The organism is Actinoplanes sp. URMC 104, from assembly GCF_051386375.1.
Lineage (GTDB): Bacteria > Actinomycetota > Actinomycetes > Mycobacteriales > Micromonosporaceae > Actinoplanes.
Genome location: NZ_JBPQTO010000007.1, coordinates 334,354 through 351,620 on the forward strand (window position 1 = coordinate 334,354; position 17,267 = coordinate 351,620).

General features: G+C 72.9%; 15 protein-coding genes. 6 read left to right on the top strand and 9 right to left on the bottom strand.

The window, feature by feature from the left end:
- Positions 1 to 72: 72 nt before the first annotated feature.
- Both ACSNN8_RS23185 and ACSNN8_RS23190 read right to left on the bottom strand, forming a co-directional pair.
- Entirely contained in the window at positions 73 to 825 is a 753-nt protein-coding gene (locus ACSNN8_RS23185; protein ID WP_436651408.1) for a PP2C family protein-serine/threonine phosphatase, read from the bottom strand.
- A gap of 79 nt (positions 826 to 904) precedes the next feature.
- A complete protein-coding gene (locus ACSNN8_RS23190) occupies positions 905 to 2,677 on the bottom strand; it encodes a glycoside hydrolase family 6 protein (protein ID WP_436651409.1) in 1,773 nt (590 codons plus the stop codon).
- A gap of 158 nt (positions 2,678 to 2,835) precedes the next feature.
- Here ACSNN8_RS23190 and ACSNN8_RS23195 point away from each other — a divergent pair, with 158 nt between their 5' ends.
- The gene (locus ACSNN8_RS23195; RefSeq protein WP_436651410.1) at positions 2,836 to 3,474 is read left to right on the top strand and encodes a hypothetical protein; all 639 of its coding nucleotides are present in this window, start codon (positions 2,836 to 2,838) and stop codon (positions 3,472 to 3,474) included.
- Positions 3,475 to 3,487: 13 nt separating this feature from the next.
- Here the strand turns inward: ACSNN8_RS23195 and ACSNN8_RS23200 are convergent, their stop codons facing one another.
- From ACSNN8_RS23200 to ACSNN8_RS23215, 4 genes are all read right to left on the bottom strand, one after another.
- A complete protein-coding gene (locus tag ACSNN8_RS23200; protein WP_436651411.1) occupies positions 3,488 to 4,987 on the bottom strand; it encodes a diguanylate cyclase domain-containing protein in 1,500 nt (499 codons plus the stop codon).
- A gap of 133 nt (positions 4,988 to 5,120) precedes the next feature.
- Positions 5,121 to 5,738, bottom strand: coding sequence for a hypothetical protein (locus tag ACSNN8_RS23205; protein ID WP_436651412.1), 618 nt, complete (start codon positions 5,736 to 5,738; stop codon positions 5,121 to 5,123).
- Between the two features lie 127 nt (positions 5,739 to 5,865).
- On the bottom strand, positions 5,866 to 7,041 hold the full coding sequence (locus tag ACSNN8_RS23210; protein ID WP_436651976.1) for an IS30 family transposase: 1,176 nt from the start codon (positions 7,039 to 7,041) through the stop codon (positions 5,866 to 5,868).
- A 188-nt stretch (positions 7,042 to 7,229) separates the two neighbouring features.
- Positions 7,230 to 8,372: an acyl-CoA dehydrogenase family protein gene (locus ACSNN8_RS23215; RefSeq protein ID WP_436651413.1), complete on the bottom strand. Its 1,143-nt coding sequence runs from the start codon at positions 8,370 to 8,372 to the stop codon at positions 7,230 to 7,232.
- A gap of 43 nt (positions 8,373 to 8,415) precedes the next feature.
- Here ACSNN8_RS23215 and ACSNN8_RS23220 point away from each other — a divergent pair, with 43 nt between their 5' ends.
- From ACSNN8_RS23220 to ACSNN8_RS23235, 4 genes are all read left to right on the top strand, one after another.
- Positions 8,416 to 11,355 (top strand): glycine--tRNA ligase, encoded by a 2,940-nt coding sequence (locus ACSNN8_RS23220; RefSeq protein WP_436651414.1) that lies wholly within the window; start codon positions 8,416 to 8,418, stop codon positions 11,353 to 11,355.
- A 71-nt stretch (positions 11,356 to 11,426) separates the two neighbouring features.
- Complete coding sequence (locus ACSNN8_RS23225) at positions 11,427 to 11,972, top strand: GtrA family protein (protein ID WP_436651416.1); 546 nt, start codon at positions 11,427 to 11,429, stop codon at positions 11,970 to 11,972.
- Between the two features lie 129 nt (positions 11,973 to 12,101).
- On the top strand, positions 12,102 to 13,196 hold the full coding sequence (locus tag ACSNN8_RS23230) for a glycerophosphodiester phosphodiesterase (RefSeq protein ID WP_436651417.1): 1,095 nt from the start codon (positions 12,102 to 12,104) through the stop codon (positions 13,194 to 13,196).
- 58 nt (positions 13,197 to 13,254) lie between these two features.
- Complete coding sequence (locus ACSNN8_RS23235) at positions 13,255 to 13,950, top strand: hypothetical protein (protein WP_436651419.1); 696 nt, start codon at positions 13,255 to 13,257, stop codon at positions 13,948 to 13,950.
- Here ACSNN8_RS23235 and ACSNN8_RS23240 read toward each other — a convergent pair.
- Positions 13,937 to 14,539 carry a TetR family transcriptional regulator gene (locus tag ACSNN8_RS23240; RefSeq protein ID WP_436651420.1) on the bottom strand — a complete coding sequence of 201 codons (603 nt, stop codon included), beginning with the start codon at positions 14,537 to 14,539 and terminating at the stop codon, positions 13,937 to 13,939. The two genes, ACSNN8_RS23235 and ACSNN8_RS23240, sit on opposite strands and share 14 nt — an antisense overlap.
- Before the next feature lie 61 nt (positions 14,540 to 14,600).
- Here ACSNN8_RS23240 and ACSNN8_RS23245 point away from each other — a divergent pair, with 61 nt between their 5' ends.
- Positions 14,601 to 15,665 carry an SDR family NAD(P)-dependent oxidoreductase gene (locus tag ACSNN8_RS23245; protein ID WP_436651422.1) on the top strand — a complete coding sequence of 355 codons (1,065 nt, stop codon included), beginning with the start codon at positions 14,601 to 14,603 and terminating at the stop codon, positions 15,663 to 15,665.
- 955 nt (positions 15,666 to 16,620) lie between these two features.
- On the opposite strand, the gene ACSNN8_RS23250 is transcribed toward ACSNN8_RS23245, so the two are convergent.
- On the bottom strand, positions 16,621 to 16,938 hold the full coding sequence (locus ACSNN8_RS23250; protein WP_436651423.1) for a DUF3349 domain-containing protein: 318 nt from the start codon (positions 16,936 to 16,938) through the stop codon (positions 16,621 to 16,623).
- Between the two features lie 10 nt (positions 16,939 to 16,948).
- On the bottom strand, positions 16,949 to 17,260 hold the full coding sequence (locus tag ACSNN8_RS23255; RefSeq protein ID WP_436651424.1) for a hypothetical protein: 312 nt from the start codon (positions 17,258 to 17,260) through the stop codon (positions 16,949 to 16,951).
- Positions 17,261 to 17,267: the final 7 nt, after the last annotated feature.

The window sequence follows — 17,267 nt, forward strand, 5'->3', positions numbered from 1 at the left end:
CCTCGGACCGCGCCGGCAGCGGCGCGACGGGTGGCCGGCACGCGCGTGGGGCGCCGACCGGCCGCCCAGGCGTCACACCGTGCGCTCGACCCGGATGACGACGGCGGTGGCGTTGTCGTCGCCGCCCGCGGTCAGCGTGTCGTCGAGCAGCGTGTGGGTGGCGGCCGCGGGGTCGTCGGTGGCGAGCACGCGGGTCAGCCGCTCGTACGTGAGCTGGTCGGAGACCCCGTCGGTGCAGAGCAGATAGACGTCGCCCGGGTTGAGCGTGACGCTGAGCAGGTCGGGCTCGGGCGCGTCGGGGTGGCCGGCGTAGCGGGTGAGGCGGTACCGGGCGGCCCTGGCCTCGTCGGAGTCGGCGGCGAACCAGCCGTGCAGCACGCCGACCCAGGCGATCGAGTGGTCGACGGTCAGCAGGTCGAGCAGGCCGTCGCGCAGCCGGTAGACGCGGGAGTCGCCGAGCTGCACGATCCAGGCGGACGCGTCGGGACCGTCGGCGGCCACGAAGGCGGTCAGGGTGCTGCCGGTCAGCTCGTCGAGGTTGCTGCCGGCCCGGCGTACGGCGTCCTGGGCCTGCGACACCGCGGCCCGCAGCGCGGCAGGTCCGTCACCCACCGCCGCCTCGCGCAGGAAGACCTCGACGGCGGTGTGGCCCGCCACCGTGCTGCCGGGACCCTCGCCCATGCCGTCGGCCACCACCGCCAGCGGACCGCCGGGGTCCAGGTGCACCACGTCGTAGTTGTCGCTGTACCGCTCCCCCACGACGCTGCCGGCCGCCGCGGTGAGGCGACGGCCGGCGGTGGTCCAGGCGACCTTGCTGATGTCCACCTGTCCTTTTTACACGTTTTTCGACACCGGGCCCCGCTCCTCGTGGGTTAGAGCGGAGCCCGGCGGTCTTCGTTACCCGTCAGGAGAGCGGCGGGTACGCGTTCGCCATCAGCTCGCGGAACTGGGCGGAGAACCAGGCGCCGGAGATCGGCGCGCCGGGCAGGGCGCCGCTGAGGCTGTTGCCGTTGCGGGCGTTACCGGTGTAGGTCGGGTCGCACATCCGGTCGAAGCCCTTGCCCTCGTCGTTCGGGATCAGCGTGGAGGAGCCGTCCGACTCACCCGGGGGCTTGACCCAGACGTACGCGTCGATGCCGGAGGCCGGGGCCGCGGTCGGGCGCTCGCCGAGGCCGGCGCCGGCCTGGTTGCACCAGTTGCCGGCGTGGATCCGGCGGTCGATGCGCGACTCGTTGACGTAGGTGTCGATGTTGGTGGAGGTGCTCGCCGCGGTCGGGCGGGCCGAGCCACCCCAGCCGTTGCGGCTGGTGTCGATCAGCATGCCGATGTTGGAGTTGAAGCCGACCGAGACCAGCTTCTGGCGGAAGGCCTGGGCGAAGGTCAGCTCGTCGCTGTACTGGTTCCAGTCCAGCCACTTCGACTGCCGGATCGACTGGCCGCCGACCGTGGTGGTCGGCTGGATGAACGGCTCCCGCAGAGCCGAGTAGTTCGCCGTGTTGGTGATGAAGCCGGTGACGTTGTTGACGCTGCCCGAGGCCTGCGCGGCCTGGAGCATGATGTCGGCGGTGGGGCCGAAGTTCGAGTCCCAGCCGATCCAGCCGTGGTGCGCGGCGTCCACGTAGTTGTACGTGTTGGCGAGCGCGCCCAGCTTGTTCAGGGCGTACCCGATGCCCTGCACGTAACCGCCGTTGGCCTTCATCGTGTCGCAGGTCGCCGTGCCGCCGGCCTGGCCGGAGGTGTTGGTGACCAGGTTCGGCAGCGAGTCGATCTCGACGATGTTGATGATGCGCAGGCTGCGGTACTTCGCGTCGGCCTGGATCGCGGCGATCGGGTCGATGTACTCGCTCTTGTAGCGCGGCAGGTCGTTCGGGCCGAGCTCACCGTTGGAGGCCAGCGCGGCGCAGTCGCGGCCGGGCAGGTTGTAGATGACGAACTGGATGTAGCCGGCGCCCTGCGCGAGGGCCGCGTCCAGGTGGTCGCGCACGCCCATCGAGCCGTTGGAGCTGCTGCTGTCGGTGCCCTCGATCGCGGCGATCCGGTCCAGCCACACGGCGGTCGGGTTGTTCGAGACCCGGTTGCCGCCGGGCTCGGCCTCGGCCTTGGCCTTCCACTCCGGGTTCACGTAGCCCTTGGCCCCGGCGTACGGGTTGTCGACCTTGCTGCCGGCCGGCGGCGGGGTCGTGGGCGGCGGGGTGGTCGGCGGCGGCGTGGTGGGCGGCGGCGTGCTGACCGGCGGCGAGGTCGGCGGGCTGGTGGTCGGGCCGGTGGACCCCGTGCAGACCGTGCCGTTGAGCGAGAACGAGGTGGGAGCCGCGTTCGTGCCCGAGTAGCTGGCGTTGAAGCCGAAGTTGGCAGTGCCGTTGGTGGGCAGCGAGGCGGCCCAGGACGGGTTGGTCGCCGTGACGCTCTGCCCGGACTGGCTGATCGTCGCGCTCCAGCCCTGGGTGATCTGCTGGTTGCCGGCGAACGACCAGGTCAAGCGCCAGCCGCCGGAGATCGGGTCGCCGAGGTTGGTGACGGTCACCGCGCCGGTGAAGCCGGTGCTCCAACTGTTGGCGGTGTAGGCGACCCGGCAGCCGGCCGCGGCGCTCGCGCTGGTCGCGGCGAAGACGCCGAGACCGGACACGAGTGTTGCGGCGGCGGCCGCGGTCAGCCCGCGGATGAGGACAGGTCTCATGTGGTGGCTCCTCGAGACATGCGGCGGCGGCGCCCCCTGGCGCCGGGGGATCAGCCGACGGAACATCGAGGGGCGTCGTTCCCTCGGCTGTTTCGACAGCATGACATGGGAGCGCTCCCACCGCAATCGTCCGTTAACAAGGGGCCGCGGTTGGACGCATGACGTATAACGGACGCGTGCATCTATACGAGATCACCGAGGCGCTGGCCGAGGTCCCCGGCGTCGAGGTCAGCGCGCGGCGGGGTCTGCTGTCGGTGCACATTCCGGCAATCGGGGACACGGCGCGGATCGCGCCCGGCGACGTGACCGCGGCCGAGTCGGTCTTCGTGCCCACCCGCGCGCCTGCCGTCCAGCTCGACCTGCGGCTCGGCCACGAGGTGCTGCCGCTGATCGTCACCGTCGACGACCTGGTGTTCACCCCCGCCTACGCCGACGACCTGGTGGAGAAGGGCGCCCACCGGCGCCTGCCCGCGCTGCCCAACCTGATCTCGTACTCCGAGATGCACCGCGACGTGCGGGCGCTCGGCAAGGCCATCGACGACCCCAGCCTCGAGCTCGACCCCGAGACGCTGGCCGCGACGCTGCTCGCCCACCGGTGCTTCCTGGCCGGCGCCATGCGCGTGGGGCTGTGGCCGGTGCGGGTCGCCGCCTGGTGGGAGTACGCCCACGCCCGCGTCGGCGGCCCCGTCGGCGTGGCGCCGCTGCGGGCCGACCCGGAGTGGGACAACCTCATGGAGGACGTGGCCGAGGCGCGCCGCCAGACGGCCGGCCAGGCGGTGCAGGCCGCCACCGACTGACGAGCCGCGCCGCTCAGACGGCCCGGGCGCGGCGGAAGCCGCCGCCGCTGTGCTTGGTGTCGCGCTTGGCGTGGTACATGGCCGAGTCGGCGCGCTTCATCAGCGTCTCGTAGTCGGTGGCGTCGTCCGGATAGAGGGCGATGCCGACGCTGCCGCCGACCGACAGCTCCCGGCCGTCGATGGTGAACGGCTCCCGGAGCCGGTCGCAGATGCGGAACGCCACGGCGCTGGAGGCCGCCTCGTCCGGGTCGCGGGTCAGCAGGATGGCGAACTCGTCGCCGCCCAGCCGGCACACCACGTCGTCGTCGCGCACCGCGCCGAGCAGGCGCTTGGCGACCTGCTGCAGCAGCACGTCGCCGGCCTGGTGCCCGGCGGTGTCGTTGACCTGCTTGAAGCCGTTCAGGTCGAGCATCAGCAGCGCGACCCGGCCGTGCGCGCCCGCGGCGTCGCGGACGGCCCGCTCGGCGCGCTCGATCAGGTGCGTACGGTTGGGCAGGCCGGTCAGCGAATCGTGGAACGCCTGGTGGCTGAGCTCGGCCACGTGCGCCTGGGCGGCCTGGCGCATGCCGGCGCTGTCGACGATCAGCGCGCCCTCGACCGACAGCTGGTCGGCCAGCAGGCGGTCACGGCTGGTCCAGTCGCGGGTCGCGGTCGAGTCGCCGACGAGGATCATGCCGACGGGGCCCTGGGCGGACATCAACGGCAGGGCCACGTACGACCGGAGGTCCATCGCCCGCACGAGGTCGCACGGACGCGCCGTGGCGGGGTCGGCGTCGCCCACGAGCGCGGCGTGCCCGTCCTTGATCGTCTGCCACACGGGCGACCCGGCGACGGCGCAGCCCACCAGGCCGTTCAGCGTCGTGTCGTCGTCGGGCACGTTGACGCTGTGCACGTAGCGGATCAGGCCGTCGCCGTCGACCAGGCAGACCGCGCCGTGCTCGGTGCGGAAGCCCTCGGCGGACGAGGCGGCCAGGATGCGCGCGGCGGCCTCGATGCTGGTCGCGGCCATGCCCTGCTCGAACAGCCGGCGGATGACCGTGGTCGCGTGCGAGAGGAACTGGCGCTGCCGCTCGGCGGCGAGCCCCTGCAGGGTGGTGGCGAAGATCAGCGCGAGCGTGGCGAGCACGTCGGCGCGCAGCCCGGCCAGGTCGTCGCCGGTGAGCAGCAGGACGCCGACGGTCTGCCCGCCGATGCGCAGCCGCACGGCCATCTGACCGGCCGTGAGCAGCGGCGGCGCCCCGGCCGCCATGCGGAAGATCTTGCCGGCGGTGAGCAGGTCGCGCCGGCCCGGCTCGCCCACCCGGGCGACGGCGTTGAGCAGCCCGGTCTCGGAGTCGAGGTCGAAGACGGTCGCCGCGGTGAGCCCCGCCGCCTCCCGCAGGTGCGGCGTGGTCAGGTTCAGCACGTGCTGCACCGACGGCGTGTCCCGGGTCATCGAGGAGACGAGGTCGGCAACGAGCGCGTCCTGGGCATCGGCCTCCAGGACAGCGTGCGCACCGCTGATTCCGCTCACGTCCTGCAAGGTCGGCAGCGCCGCGGCGCGGTTGACCGGCAGCCGGTCGCAGTTCGGGTGCAGGGCGATTCCCCGTACGGCGCGGGCCCCGGCGGCACCGGCGGCTACGGCTCGGCGCGCTGGGCGTCGCCGTCTACGAGAACACCCATGCGACCGTGGCGCCGACGAGCGCGCCGCTGACCAGCAGGCCCGCGCCGAAGCGGCGGGTCTCCGGCCACCACACGGAGCCGACGCCGATCAGCAGGTAGAGCGGAACCCACCCCCAGAACGGCGCCGCCAGACCCGCCAGCGACGGGAAGGCCGTCATCGGCCCGACCGCCGCGCACGGCCCGGCGCAGCCCAGCGCGAGCCCACCGAGCAGCCCCGCCAGCAACGGCGGATCGACCAGCCGAACCGGAACCGGCGGCGACGCGACCGTCAGGATCGGGTCGTCCCCCGGGTCGGGCGTCAGCGTGATGACGTAGCCCGCCCGGTCGAGCAGCACCAGGGCGCGCCCGTCGCGTCCGGTGGCGTCCTGCACCCGGCAGCCCGCCTGCTCCCACAGCTCACGCGTCGCGTCGTACACGTCGTCGGTGTGCTCCCCCAGCCCGGGCAGGCGGCCGCCGCGCACGATCCGCTGGCCCGAGGTGGCCGGCGGCGCCTTGAGCAGCAGCGGGGGCAGGGGGTCGAGGGTCAGGCCGGGGTAGGCGTGCAGGGTCGTCTCGAGTCGCTGCTCGACGCCTGTGGTCGCGTCCGCCCGGCTCACCGTCACCTGACAGAGCGTCCCGCAACCGAGGGCTGTGGGGATTCGGATTACGCGAAAAACGCGCCTGTGGATGAGGGCGGACAGGAGGGGCTGGGGGCGTAGGGTGGGCGCCCTGCCCCTGGGTGGGGCGGTTTCAAGGGGTCGTTGCAACACGGTCGGTGTGCAGGAGTTTAGTCAGGCGTTCGGCTGGGGTGTCCCAGTCGAGTGTCATGCGTGGCCGGCCGTTGAGTTCGGCCGCGACAGCGGCCAAATGCTCAGGTGTGTGCTGGGTCAGGTCGGTGCCTTTGGGGAAGTACTGGCGTAGCAGCCCGTTGGTGTTCTCGTTCGATCCGCGCTGCCAGGGGCTGTGGGGGTCGCAGAAGTAGACCGGCATGCCCGAGGCCAGGCTGCACTGGTGGTGTAACGCCATTTCGACGCCTTGGTCCCAGGTCAGTGACCGGCGCAGATGCTGCGGCAGGGTGGCGACGGTGGCCAGCAGGGCGTCGCGGACGTGTTCGGCGTTACGGCCGGTGGCCAGGTGCAGCAGCAGCACGTAGCGGGTGGAGCGTTCGACCAGGGTGCCGATCGCGGACTGGTTGTCCTTGCCGACGATCAGGTCACCCTCCCAGTGCCCGGGCACGGCCCGATCGGCGGCTTCGGCGGGCCGGTCGCTGATCATCACCATCGGGCTGGTGAACCGCTGCTGGCGTTGCCCCGGTGTGCGGCGTGGGCGGCGCACGGCCCGGCCGGTGCGCAGGGCGGCGGCGAGTTCGCGGCGCAGGCTGCCGCGGCCTTGCACGTAGATGGCCTGGTAGATCGTCTCGTGCGACACGTGCCATCCGCTCCGCTCGGGGTGATCACGGTGCAGCCGGCGGCTGATCTGCTGCGGGCTGTACTTGCGTTGCAGCATGGCCTGCACCGCGGCGTGCAGGCCAGGATGGGCGGCAAGCTTGCGGGTCTTGGGCCGCGGCCGGCGGGCGCGGGCACGTTCCTGCGCGGCATAGGGCCGGTAGTCACCGGTGACCGGATGCGCGTTACGGGCCACTTCTCGGCTGATCGTGCACCGGGGCCGGCCCAGCTCCGCCGCGATCTGGGTCTGGCTGGCGCCTTCGCGCAGCCGGTCAGCGATCACGATCCGCTCGTCCTGCGACAGATACCGGGCGCAGATCGGCGCCCGCCGGGCTGCGACCACGGCCCGCTTCCTGGCTTCCTGCCGGGCGTCACGGGCCTGACGGCACGCGGGATGCCGCCAGTCGAAGCCAGTCTTACGGTCCACGCCGACCCGCCGGCATGCCTCACTGGTGCCTACACCTTGCGCCACAAGACCCAAATATGCCTGCCGCTGCGCGGCTTTGGTTGTGCCCGGCAGCCAGCCCTCGGCATCGTCATCTGACACCTGCTACCCCTTGGTGAGCTCAGGTGTTGCGACGATCCCTTGAAGCCGAGGTGGGCGGGGGTCAGGGTGGCCGCTACCGAAGATCGACAAACCAGCGGCGGGCGAGCAGCGCCCCGCGCCCGTCAGACGAAGGCGCTCTGCCCCGTCACGGCGCGGCCGACGATGAGGGAGTTGATTTCGCGGGTGCCCTCGTACGAGTACAGCGCCTCGGCGTCGGCCACGAAGCGGCCGATGTCGTAGTCCAGCACGATGCCGTTGCCGGCCAGCAGCTCGCGCGCCCAGCCGACGACCTCGCGCATGCGGGTGGTGCAGTACGCCTTGGCCAGCGCGGAATGCTCGTCGCGGTACTGCCCGGCGTCCTGCAGCTGGGCGAGCCGCACGCACATGCCCAGCGCGCCGGTCAGGTTGCCGACCATGCGGACCAGCAGGTCCTGCACGAGCTGGAACTTGGCGATGGGACGCCCGAACTGGGTGCGGGTGCGCGAGTAGTCGAGGGCGATCTCGTACGCCGCCAGCATGACGCCGACCGCCTGCCAGGCCACGCCGCTGCGGGTCTGGCGCAGCACCTTCGCGGTGTCCTTGAAGGTGTTCGCGTTCTGCAGCCGGTCGGCCTCGCCCACCCGGACGCCGGTGAGCGTGATGTCGGCGTTCTGCACGGTTCGCAGGGCGATCTTGTTCTCGATCTTCGTGGCGACCAGGCCGGGCGCGTCACCGCGTACGACGAAGCCCTTGACCTGGTTGTCGGCCTCGTCGCGGGCCCAGACGACGATGAGGTCGGCGAAGGTCGCGTTGCCGATCCAGCGCTTGGCGCCGTCGAGGACCCACTCGTCGCCCTCGCGGCGCGCCGTGGTGCGCAGGCCGGCCGCCACGTCGGAACCGCCGGTCGGCTCGGTCAGCGCGAACGCCCCGACCTGGTCGAACGAGGCCATGCCGGGCAGCCAGCGCTCCTGTTGCTCCGGGGAGCCGCACATGCGGATGCTGCCCATCGCCAGGCCGGCGTGCACGCCGAAGAAGGTGGCCATCGAGGCGTCCGCGCGGGCCATCTCGAGCGCGAGCCACCCGTTGAGCAGCGACGACGACTCCCGGCCGGCGATCTCGAGGTCGGCGTACTTCTTGATCAGGTGGCTCGGGAACTCGGCGCGGGCCCAGTGGTCGTTGGCGATGGGCACGACCTCCGCCTGCAGGAAGTCGCGGACGCGGCGCACTACGGCGGCCTCGTCGTCGGAAAGCAGGTCCTCAAAGGCGTACAGGTCTCCGGCGAGCATATTGCGTACCTACCCCGCGAGCGCCGACCTAGACTTCGGTCCCATGCTCACGATGCAGGACGCGCTGGCCCGGCTGACCGCGTACTGGACGGCGCAGGGGTGCCTGACCGTCCAGCCCATGAACACCGAGGTCGGCGCGGGGACGCTCAACCCGGCGACGTTCCTGCGCGTGCTGGGTCCGGAGCCGTGGCGGGTCGTGTACGTGGAGCCGTCCGTGCGGCCCGACGACTCGCGCTACGGCGAGAACCCGAACCGCCTGCAGACGCACACCCAGCTCCAGGTGATCCTCAAACCGGACCCGGGCAACCCCCAGGAGCTCTACCTGGGCAGCCTCGAGGCGCTCGGCATCGACGTGCGCTCCCACGACGTACGGTTCGTCGAGGACAACTGGGCCTCCCCGGCGCTGGGCGCGTGGGGTCTGGGCTGGGAGGTCTGGCTCGACGGCCTCGAGATCACCCAGTTCACGTACTTCCAGCAGGCCGGCGGGCTCAACCTCGAGCCGGTGTCGGTCGAGGTCACGTACGGCATCGAGCGCATCCTCATGGCGCTGCAGGACAAGACCCACTTCAAGGACATCGAGTACGGCGACGGCATCTCCTACGGCGAGGTGTTCGGTCAGAGTGAGTACGAGATGTCGCGCTACTACCTCGACGACGCCGACGTGGCCGCGAACCGGCAGCTGCTCGAGATCTACGCGGCCGAGGCGCAGCGGCTGATCGACGCGGGCCTGCCCGTGCCCGCCCACACGTACGTCCTCAAGTGCTCGCAGGCCTTCAACGTGCTCGACGCCCGCGGCGCCGTCTCCACCGCCGACCGCGCCGCCGAGTTCGGCCGGATGCGCCGCCTCGCCGGGGACGTCGCGCGGCTGTGGGTGGCCCGCCGCGACGAGCTGGACCACCCGCTCGGCCTGGTCTCCGCCCTGCCCGCGGCCGCACCCGCTGCCACGCCCGCCGAGCGGACCAGCCCGCGCGCGCTGATCTTCGAGATCGGCACCGAGGAGCTGCCGCCGTCGGAGGCCCGCGCGGCCCGCGACCACGTGCGGCGGGCGCTGACCGAGGGGCTCGACGGCACCCGGCTCGAGCACGACGAGGTGCGCGTGTTCGCGACCCCGCGGCGCCTGATCGCGCTGGTCGCGTCGGTGGCCGCGCGCGAGACCGACCACGTACGCCAGGTGCGGGGCCCCAAGGTCGGCGCGCCCGGCAAGGCCGTCGAGGGCTTCGCCCGCGGTCAGGGGGTGGCCGTCGCCGACCTCACCGAGGCGGAGATCAACGGCGCCCGGCACCACGTGGTCGAGAAGCACGAGGCCGGCGGCGCGGCGGCCGAGGTGCTCGCGCCCGTGCTCGCCAAGGTGGTGACCGGGCTGCGCGCCGCGAAGAACATGCGGTGGAACGATCCGCAGCTGTCGTTCAGCCGCCCGATCCGCTGGCTGACGGCGTTGTGGGGCGACGACGTGGTGCCGGTCGCGGCCGGGACGCTGGCCGCCGGACGGCAGACGCGGCTGCTGCGGACGGCCGCGGAGCCGGTCGTGTCGATCGCCTCGGCCGAGACCTTCATGGAGACGCTGGCGCTGGGCGGCATCGTGGCCGACGCCGAGGACCGGCACGACCTCATCGTGACCGGCGCCCAGGACGAGGTGTACCCCGACGGCCGCGTCGACGTGGCGGGCGAGGCGGCGCTGATCGAGCAGATCAGCTATCTGGTCGAGGCGCCGACGCCGCTGCTGGGCACGTTCGACGAGAGCTACCTGACGCTGCCCGACGCCGTGCTGACGACCGTGATGCGCAAGCACCAGCGGTACCTGCCGGTGCGCGACGCCGAGGGCGCGCTGCTGCCGATGTTCGTCACGGTCGCCAACGGGCCGGTCGACGTCGAGCTCGTGCGCGCGGGCAACGAGGCCGTGCTGCGGGCCCGCTACGAGGACGCCGCCTTCTTCTACCGCGCCGACCGCGACACCCCGCTGCCGCAGATGCGCGAGCGGCTGTCCCGGCTGACGTTCACCGACAAGCTGGGCTCGATGGCCGACCGCGCCGGGCGGATCGCCTCGCTCGCGCTGTCGCTGGCCGACTCGCTGGGCCTGTCGTCGGCGACGCTGGGCCGGGCCGCGCGGCTGGTGAAGGTCGACCTCGGCTCGCAGCTGGTGACCGAGATGACCAGCCTGGCCGGCGTGATGGCCCGCGACTACGCGCTGCACGCCGGCGAGCCGCGCGACGTCGCGCAGGCCGTCTACGAGGCCGAGCTGCCCCGCAACACCGGCGACGACCTGCCCGCGTCCGTGCCGGGCGCGCTGCTCTCGCTCGCCGACCGCCTCGACCTCGTCGCGGGCCTCGCCGCGACGGTCGGCCTGCCCACCGGCAGCAGCGACCCCTTCGCCGTACGCCGTGCCGTCCTCGGTCTTCTCGCCGTGCACCGCGCGCATCCGGCGCTGGCGGCGCTGTCGCTGGTGGACGGTCTGCGCGCGGCCGCCGCTCAGCAGCCGGTCGAGGTGCCCGCCGCCGTGGTGGAGGCGGCCGGGGAGTTCCTGGCGCGCCGCCTCGAGCAGGTGCTCGCCGAGGAGGGCAAGCCGGTCGACCGGGTACGGGCGGTGCTCCCCCACTACGAGCGTCCGTCCGTGGTGGACACGCTGCTCGGCCAGCTCGGAACGCTGGTCGGCAACCCCGGCTTCGTCGCCGTGGCCGCCGCCATCCAGCGTGCCCGCCGCATCCTGCCCGGCGGCACGCCGGCCGGCTACGACCCGGCGGCGCTCACCGAGCCCGCCGAGCTGACCCTGCACGAGGCCGTCTCCGGCGTGAAGCCCGACTTCGGCGCCGACCTGGTCGCCTTCACCGCCGCCGTGGAACCCCTGGTCGAGCCGCTGTCCCGCTTCTTCGACGAGGTGTTCGTGATGGCCGACGACCCCGCCGTACGCGCGGCCCGGCTCGGCCTGCTCGCCACGGTCCGCGACCTCGGCGAGGGCGTGCTCGACTGGCCGGAGCTGCGTCTCTAGACGGTCACGATTCGCCGGGCGCGGCGCGCGCGGGACGGCGCGCGCCGCACGGGTCGCCTAGCGTTGCGCGGATGTTGCAGCGGATCTGGGCGAGGCACCACGAGACGGCGAAGTTCCTGCTCGTGGGCGGCGTGTGCTTCTCGGTGACCACGAGCATCAACTACGCGCTGAAGCTCACCGTGCTGCACGAGAAGCCGGTCACCGCGCTCGCGATCGCCACGATCCTGGCCACCGTGCTGTCGTACGTGCTGAACCGGGAATGGTCGTTCCGGCACCGCGGCGGGCAGGAGATGCGGCACGAGGCGGCGCTGTTCTTCGCGATCAGCGCGCTGGCGATCGGGCTCAACCTGATCCCGCTCGGCGTCTCGCGCTACATGCTCGACCTGCGGGTGCCGGACGTCAGCCGGCCGGTGCAGGAGCTCGCCGACTTCGTCAGCGGCATCGTGCTCGGCACGCTGCTGGCCATGGTGTTCCGGCTGTGGGCGTTCAAGCGGTTCGTCTTCCCGCACCCGCGGACCCGGCCGCCCCGTCCCGGGCGCGCGCCGGGGCCGCGCAGCAAGGCCCTGCTGCACACGCAGCGTAACTCCACGATCCGCCGGAGGGTCACCAAGCGTTAGCCATGGGCCTTCGCGCGACGTTCGCGTGACCGCCACGCCGAAGACGCTCCGGCGTCGGTTCGGTCGTTTCGACTCTTCGTGGGACCCCCCCGGCGACGGACGCCGGCGGCGAGTCCCGTGGAGGATCTCGTGGCAGACCGACGTCAGGTACTGCGCATGGGCGCCGTCGCCGCAGCGGCCCCCGCGCTGGCCGGGACGGTTGCCGCCCCCGCGCTCGCGCACGGCGCGGCCAACCGGGAGCCCGAGGTGTTCGGGCACCGCGGCGCCTCCGGCTACCGGCCGGAGCACACCCTCGCGTCGTACGAGCTCGCCGCCCGGATGGGCGCCGACTACATCGAGCCCGACCTGGTCTCGACCAAGGACCACGTGCTGGTGTGCCGGCACGAGCCCGAGATCGGCGGCACCACCGACGTGGCTTCGCGGCCCGAGTTCGCCGCCCGCCGCAAGACCGTGCTGCTGGACGGGGTGAGCGTCACCGGCTGGTTCACCGAGGACTTCACGCTCGCCGAGCTCAAGACCCTGCGCGCGATCGAGCGGCTGCCCGCCGTGCGCCAGGAGAACACGCTCTACGACCGGCTGTTCCCGGTGCCCACCTTCCAGGAGGTGCTCGAGCTGCGCGCCAGGCTGTCCAAGGAGCTGGGCCGCGACATCGGCGTGATCCCGGAGACCAAGCACCCCACCTACTTCCGCGCGCTGGGCCTCGAGCTCGAGACGCCGCTCGTGCAGACGCTGCGGCGCAACCGCCTCGACCGGCGCGGCACGAAAGTGTGGATCCAGTCGTTCGAGGCCGCCAACCTCAAGCTGCTGCGGCACAAGCACCGGGTGCAGGTCAACCTGGTGTTCCTGACCAGCGCGACCGGCAGCCCGTTCGGCGACCCCAAGACGTACGCGGAGTATCTGACCCCGGCGGGTCTCAAGGAGCTGGCGTCGTACGTGGACGGGATCGGCCCGGACAAGAACCAGGTCATCCCGCGCACCGCCGACGCGACGCTGGGCACGCCGACCTCGCTGGTGCGCGACGCCCACGCGGCCGGGCTCAAGGTCATCCCGTACACGTTCCGGGCGGAGAACCAGTTCCTGCCCGCGGACTACCGGGTGGGCACCGACCCCGACGCGTACGGCCGGGCCATCGACGAGCAGATCACGTTCCTGCGGACCGGCATCGACGGGCTGTTCACCGACCAGCCCGACATCGGCGTGCTCTCCCGCGAGCTGGCCGGCTGATCGGCGCAGGTGGCCGCGTCCCCCGGGGCGCGGCCACCGTCGGATATCGTGCTGTCCCATGCCGTCCCTGGTGTTCGTGAACGGCCCCGGGGACGTGCCCGCCGCCGTCGCCTCGCTCGGCCTCGGCGGCCCGCACCCCGCCCTGGTCGTGGTCGGCGGCGCCGGCCGGATGGGCGACGAGCGCGCGCTCGCCGCGGTCTTCGACGAGCTGATCGCGCCGGCCGTGCGCGCGCATCGGGCGATCGCCGTCGACGGCGGCACCGACGCGGGGGTGATGCGGCTGCTGGGCCGCTCGCGGGCCGCCGGAGCGCCGTTCCCGCTGGTGGGCGTCGCCGCGTACGGCACAGTGACCTATCCCGGCCACGAGGGCGTCAACCCCGACTCCGCCCTGCTCGACGGCAACCACTCCCACTTCGTGCTGGTGCCCGGCGACACGTGGGGCGACGAGGCCGCCTACCTGGCCGCGGTGGCGTCGGCCCTCGCGGGCGACCGGCCCAGCGTCACGGTCCTGGCCAACGGCGGCGACATCTCGCTCGCGGACGCCGAGCACAGCCTCGCGCACCGCCGCCCGGTGCTCGTCCTGTCCGGCACCGGCCGCTCCGCGGACCGGCTCGCGGCCGCGGTGACCACTCCGGCCCACTGCCGCGACGAACGCCTGGCCGCCATCGCCGGGTCCCCGCTCGTACGGGTGGTGGACGTCGCCGACCGCGCCGCGGTCGCGGCCCTGCTCGACGAGCTGCTCACCGCGCGCTGAGCGCCGGCTCCATCAGGGCGAACGCCTGCTCGACCAGTTCCTGTGGATCCGCCACGCCCTCGGTGCAGGCCCAGCGTTCCAGGGCCGTGTCGAGTGCCGCGAACGCCATCCGCGCGGCGAGCTGGGGATACAGGTCGCGGGGAGCCGTCCCGAGCCGCTTCGCGAGCACCGCGGCGAGGTCCGCCTGCCACCGGGACTGCCGCTCGAGGGACCGCGCGTGCAACAACGGCGTACGCAGGATCAGGCGGACCACGTTGAGCGTCTTCACCGCGTCGTGGTGCCCCGCGCAGAAGTTGATCGCCGTCGAGACCGCGTGCCGCAGCGACTCCGCCGGGCGCTCGCCGGGCGGCCGCGACTCCAGCTCGGCGCGCATCTGGTCGCCCATGTCCGCCAGCAGCTGGATGACCACGTCCTCCTTGGACGCGTAGTACCGGTGGAACGTCCGCCGCGACATGCCCGCCGCCGCGGCGATGTCGTCCACCGTCGTCTCGTCGTACCCCCGCGTCGCGAGCATCTGCAACGCCACCTCGCGCAGTTCCTCGCCCACCGCGTGCCGCTTGCGCGTGGCCAGCGTCCGCTCTTCCTGCATGCCGCGATGCTACACTGTGACACCGTTGACACACTGTGTCAGCGACGGCACCATGTGACACATGACGACCTACCTCATCACCGGTGCGAGCAGTGGCCTCGGTCTGGCCACGGCTCGCGCGCTGACCGGACACGTCATCCTGGCCGTCCGCGACGCGGCGAAGGGCCGGGCCGCGCAGGCCCAGCTGCGGAACGCTTCCAGCGAGGTACGCCTGGTCGACCTCGCCGACCTCGACTCGGTCCGCGCCTTCGCCGCCACCCTCGACCGCGTCGACGTCCTCATCAACAACGCCGGCGTGATGGCCCCGCCGCACACCCTCAGCGCCCAGGGACACGAGCTCCAGTTCGCCGTCAACCACCTGGCGCACTTCGCCCTGACCGCCCTGCTGCTCGACCGCCTCACCGCCCGGGTCGTCACCGTCAGCTCCGTCCTGCACCGCAAGGGCCGCCTCGACCTCGCCCGCCTGCACCGGCCTTCTTCCGAGCTGCACCGCGAGGACCGGCCCACCTCCGAGCTGCACCACGGGGACCGGCCTTCCTCCGAGCTGCACCGCGACGACCGGCCCACCTCCGAGCTGCACCACGGGGACCGGCCCACCTCCGAGCTGCACCGCGACGGCCAGCTCGACTCCTCCGAGCTGCACCGCGACGACCGGCGCACCTTGCGCCGCGAGGGCCGGCCCGACCCCGCCGAGCCGTACGACCCCAAGGCCGCCTACAACGCCTCCAAGCTCGCCAACGCCGTCTTCGGCCTCGAACTGCACCGCCGCCTGACCGCCGCCGGCTCTGCGGTGCGCAGCGTGCTGGCCCATCCCGGCTACGCCGCGACCGGTTTGCAGGCCGCCGTGCAACCCGGCCTCTACCGCACCCTGCTGACCCGGGTCGGCAACCCGCTGATCGCCGTGAGCCCCGACCAAGGCGCCCGCCCCATCCTCCACGCCGCGACCGCGCCCGACGTCCGGAGCGGCGAGTTCATCGCCCCCACCCGTTTCGGCGAGATGCGCGGGGCACCGGGCGTCGTGCGCCCCTCCCCCGCCGCCACCGACCCCGACACGGCCCGCCGCCTGTGGGCCCTGTCGGAGGAGCTGACCGGCGTGCGGTTCCCGCTCCCCCAGCCGGCGGCATAGCCCCGCGCCGAGCAGGATCCGGCACACGGACCTCTGCCCCAGTCCCCACTCGGCCCACCCCGCCCGACCAGGGGGCGGGCCCGATCCTACGACGGCCGCCGCGGCGAATTCGGGTTATCCACAGGCACGTCGAGCTGCCGGCCGAACAGCAGCAACGCCCGGTCCTCGTCCCCGGCACACGACGAATTTCACCCGGGTCAAGCGACGAACGCGGACGGGTATAGCAACAAAACGCGGTTCCGGCGAGACCCGACTAGGGCGCAACAACACGGTGCTCTCCGGAGCCAACTGCCCTGCCGAGAGTCCGGCCTGGTCGCCTGCCGCCTGCTCCAGGTCAGCCCGGCCGGCGCGCTACGCGGGCTCGGCCACTTGGTACCTGCCCGGAGGGCGCGCCATGCGGGCTCGGCCGCCTGGTGCCCGCCCGGCCGGTGCGCTTCGTGGGCTGGGCCGCCTGGTGCCCGCCCGGCCGGCGCGCTACGCGGGCTCGGCCGCCTGGCACCTGCCCGGCCGGCGCGCACCGCGGGCTCGGCCGCTTGGTACCGGCCCGGCCGCGCGCTACGCGGGCTCGGCCGTCCGGCACCAGCCCGGCCGGTAAGAGACCGTGGCCGCCAAGGCCGCTGCGTGCCACTCGAAGGCTGCTGGAGCGACCCGGGCCGGGGATGGATGCCCTGCCGGCCGGACCATCGCAGGCCTGGCCGACCGGAGGACGCCGCTGCCGGCTGGACCATGGCAAAGAGCCCGCCCGGCCCGAGCACGCCGCCGCCGGACGGACCATCGCGACGAGCCGCCCGGCCCGAGCACGCCACCGCCGACCGGGCCATCGGCCAGGCCCACCCGGCACGAAAGCGCCGCCGCCGACCGGGCCATCGGCCAGGCCCACCCGGCACGAAAGCGCCGCTGCCGACCGGACCCATCGCAGGGTCCGGCCGGCAGCGGCGAGGAGAAGGACGACGGGTCAGTCGGTCGGCGGGTCGGCGAGCGGCCACCCGCCCGCAGCGAGGCGGGCCGAGACCCGCACGACGTCCTCCGGGGACGCCTGCTGCAGCACGGCATCCTGGATCATCGCCTCGATGTCCTGGGCGTTGATCGGGTCGGGGCTGCCCAGCGACTGCTCCGCCAGGTCGGAGGCGATCTTGCGGACCTCCTCCTCGGTGAGCTTGCGCCGCAGCACGCCGAGCAGGGCCACGTAGTCTTGGCGGGGCACGCCGGCGGGATAGCCGGCCCGCAGCCAGCCGAGGGCCCGGGTGAGGAAGTTCGATCGGGTGTCGGTCACGCTGCCTCCCCTACTTGTCGACGATCGTGGGATAGATGTGCTCGAAGCTGAGCGCCTTGCCGAAGCCGCTGGCGACGATGAACGTGATGCCCAGCAGCACGCCGAGGATGACGATCGCGAACAGGACGTAGCCGCCGACGGTGCCGATCGGGTGGGGGCGCGGGCCGGTCACGCCGGACTCGTGCACCTCGGCGTCGCCGCCGGCGCCGTACGCCAGCGAGCGGATGCCCAGCGCGAACAGGGTGGGCAGGCCGGCGCCGAGGATCAGGCCGGCCAGCAGGACCTTCCAGGCGCCCTCGAGCGCGAATCCCAGGTTGTGCATGAAGGAT

Coding starts and splice junctions, on each gene's coding strand:
- ACSNN8_RS23190 (WP_436651409.1), bottom strand. CDS start 2,677: ATGAGACCTGTCCTCATCCGCGGGCTGACCGCGGCCGCCGCCGCAACA.
- ACSNN8_RS23195 (WP_436651410.1), top strand. CDS start 2,836: ATGACGTATAACGGACGCGTGCATCTATACGAGATCACCGAGGCGCTG.
- ACSNN8_RS23215 (WP_436651413.1), bottom strand. CDS start 8,372: ATGCTCGCCGGAGACCTGTACGCCTTTGAGGACCTGCTTTCCGACGAC.
- ACSNN8_RS23220 (WP_436651414.1), top strand. CDS start 8,416: ATGCTCACGATGCAGGACGCGCTGGCCCGGCTGACCGCGTACTGGACG.
- ACSNN8_RS23225 (WP_436651416.1), top strand. CDS start 11,427: ATGTTGCAGCGGATCTGGGCGAGGCACCACGAGACGGCGAAGTTCCTG.
- ACSNN8_RS23235 (WP_436651419.1), top strand. CDS start 13,255: ATGCCGTCCCTGGTGTTCGTGAACGGCCCCGGGGACGTGCCCGCCGCC.
- ACSNN8_RS23240 (WP_436651420.1), bottom strand. CDS start 14,539: ATGCAGGAAGAGCGGACGCTGGCCACGCGCAAGCGGCACGCGGTGGGC.
- ACSNN8_RS23245 (WP_436651422.1), top strand. CDS start 14,601: ATGACGACCTACCTCATCACCGGTGCGAGCAGTGGCCTCGGTCTGGCC.
- ACSNN8_RS23255 (WP_436651424.1), bottom strand. CDS start 17,260: ATGCACAACCTGGGATTCGCGCTCGAGGGCGCCTGGAAGGTCCTGCTG.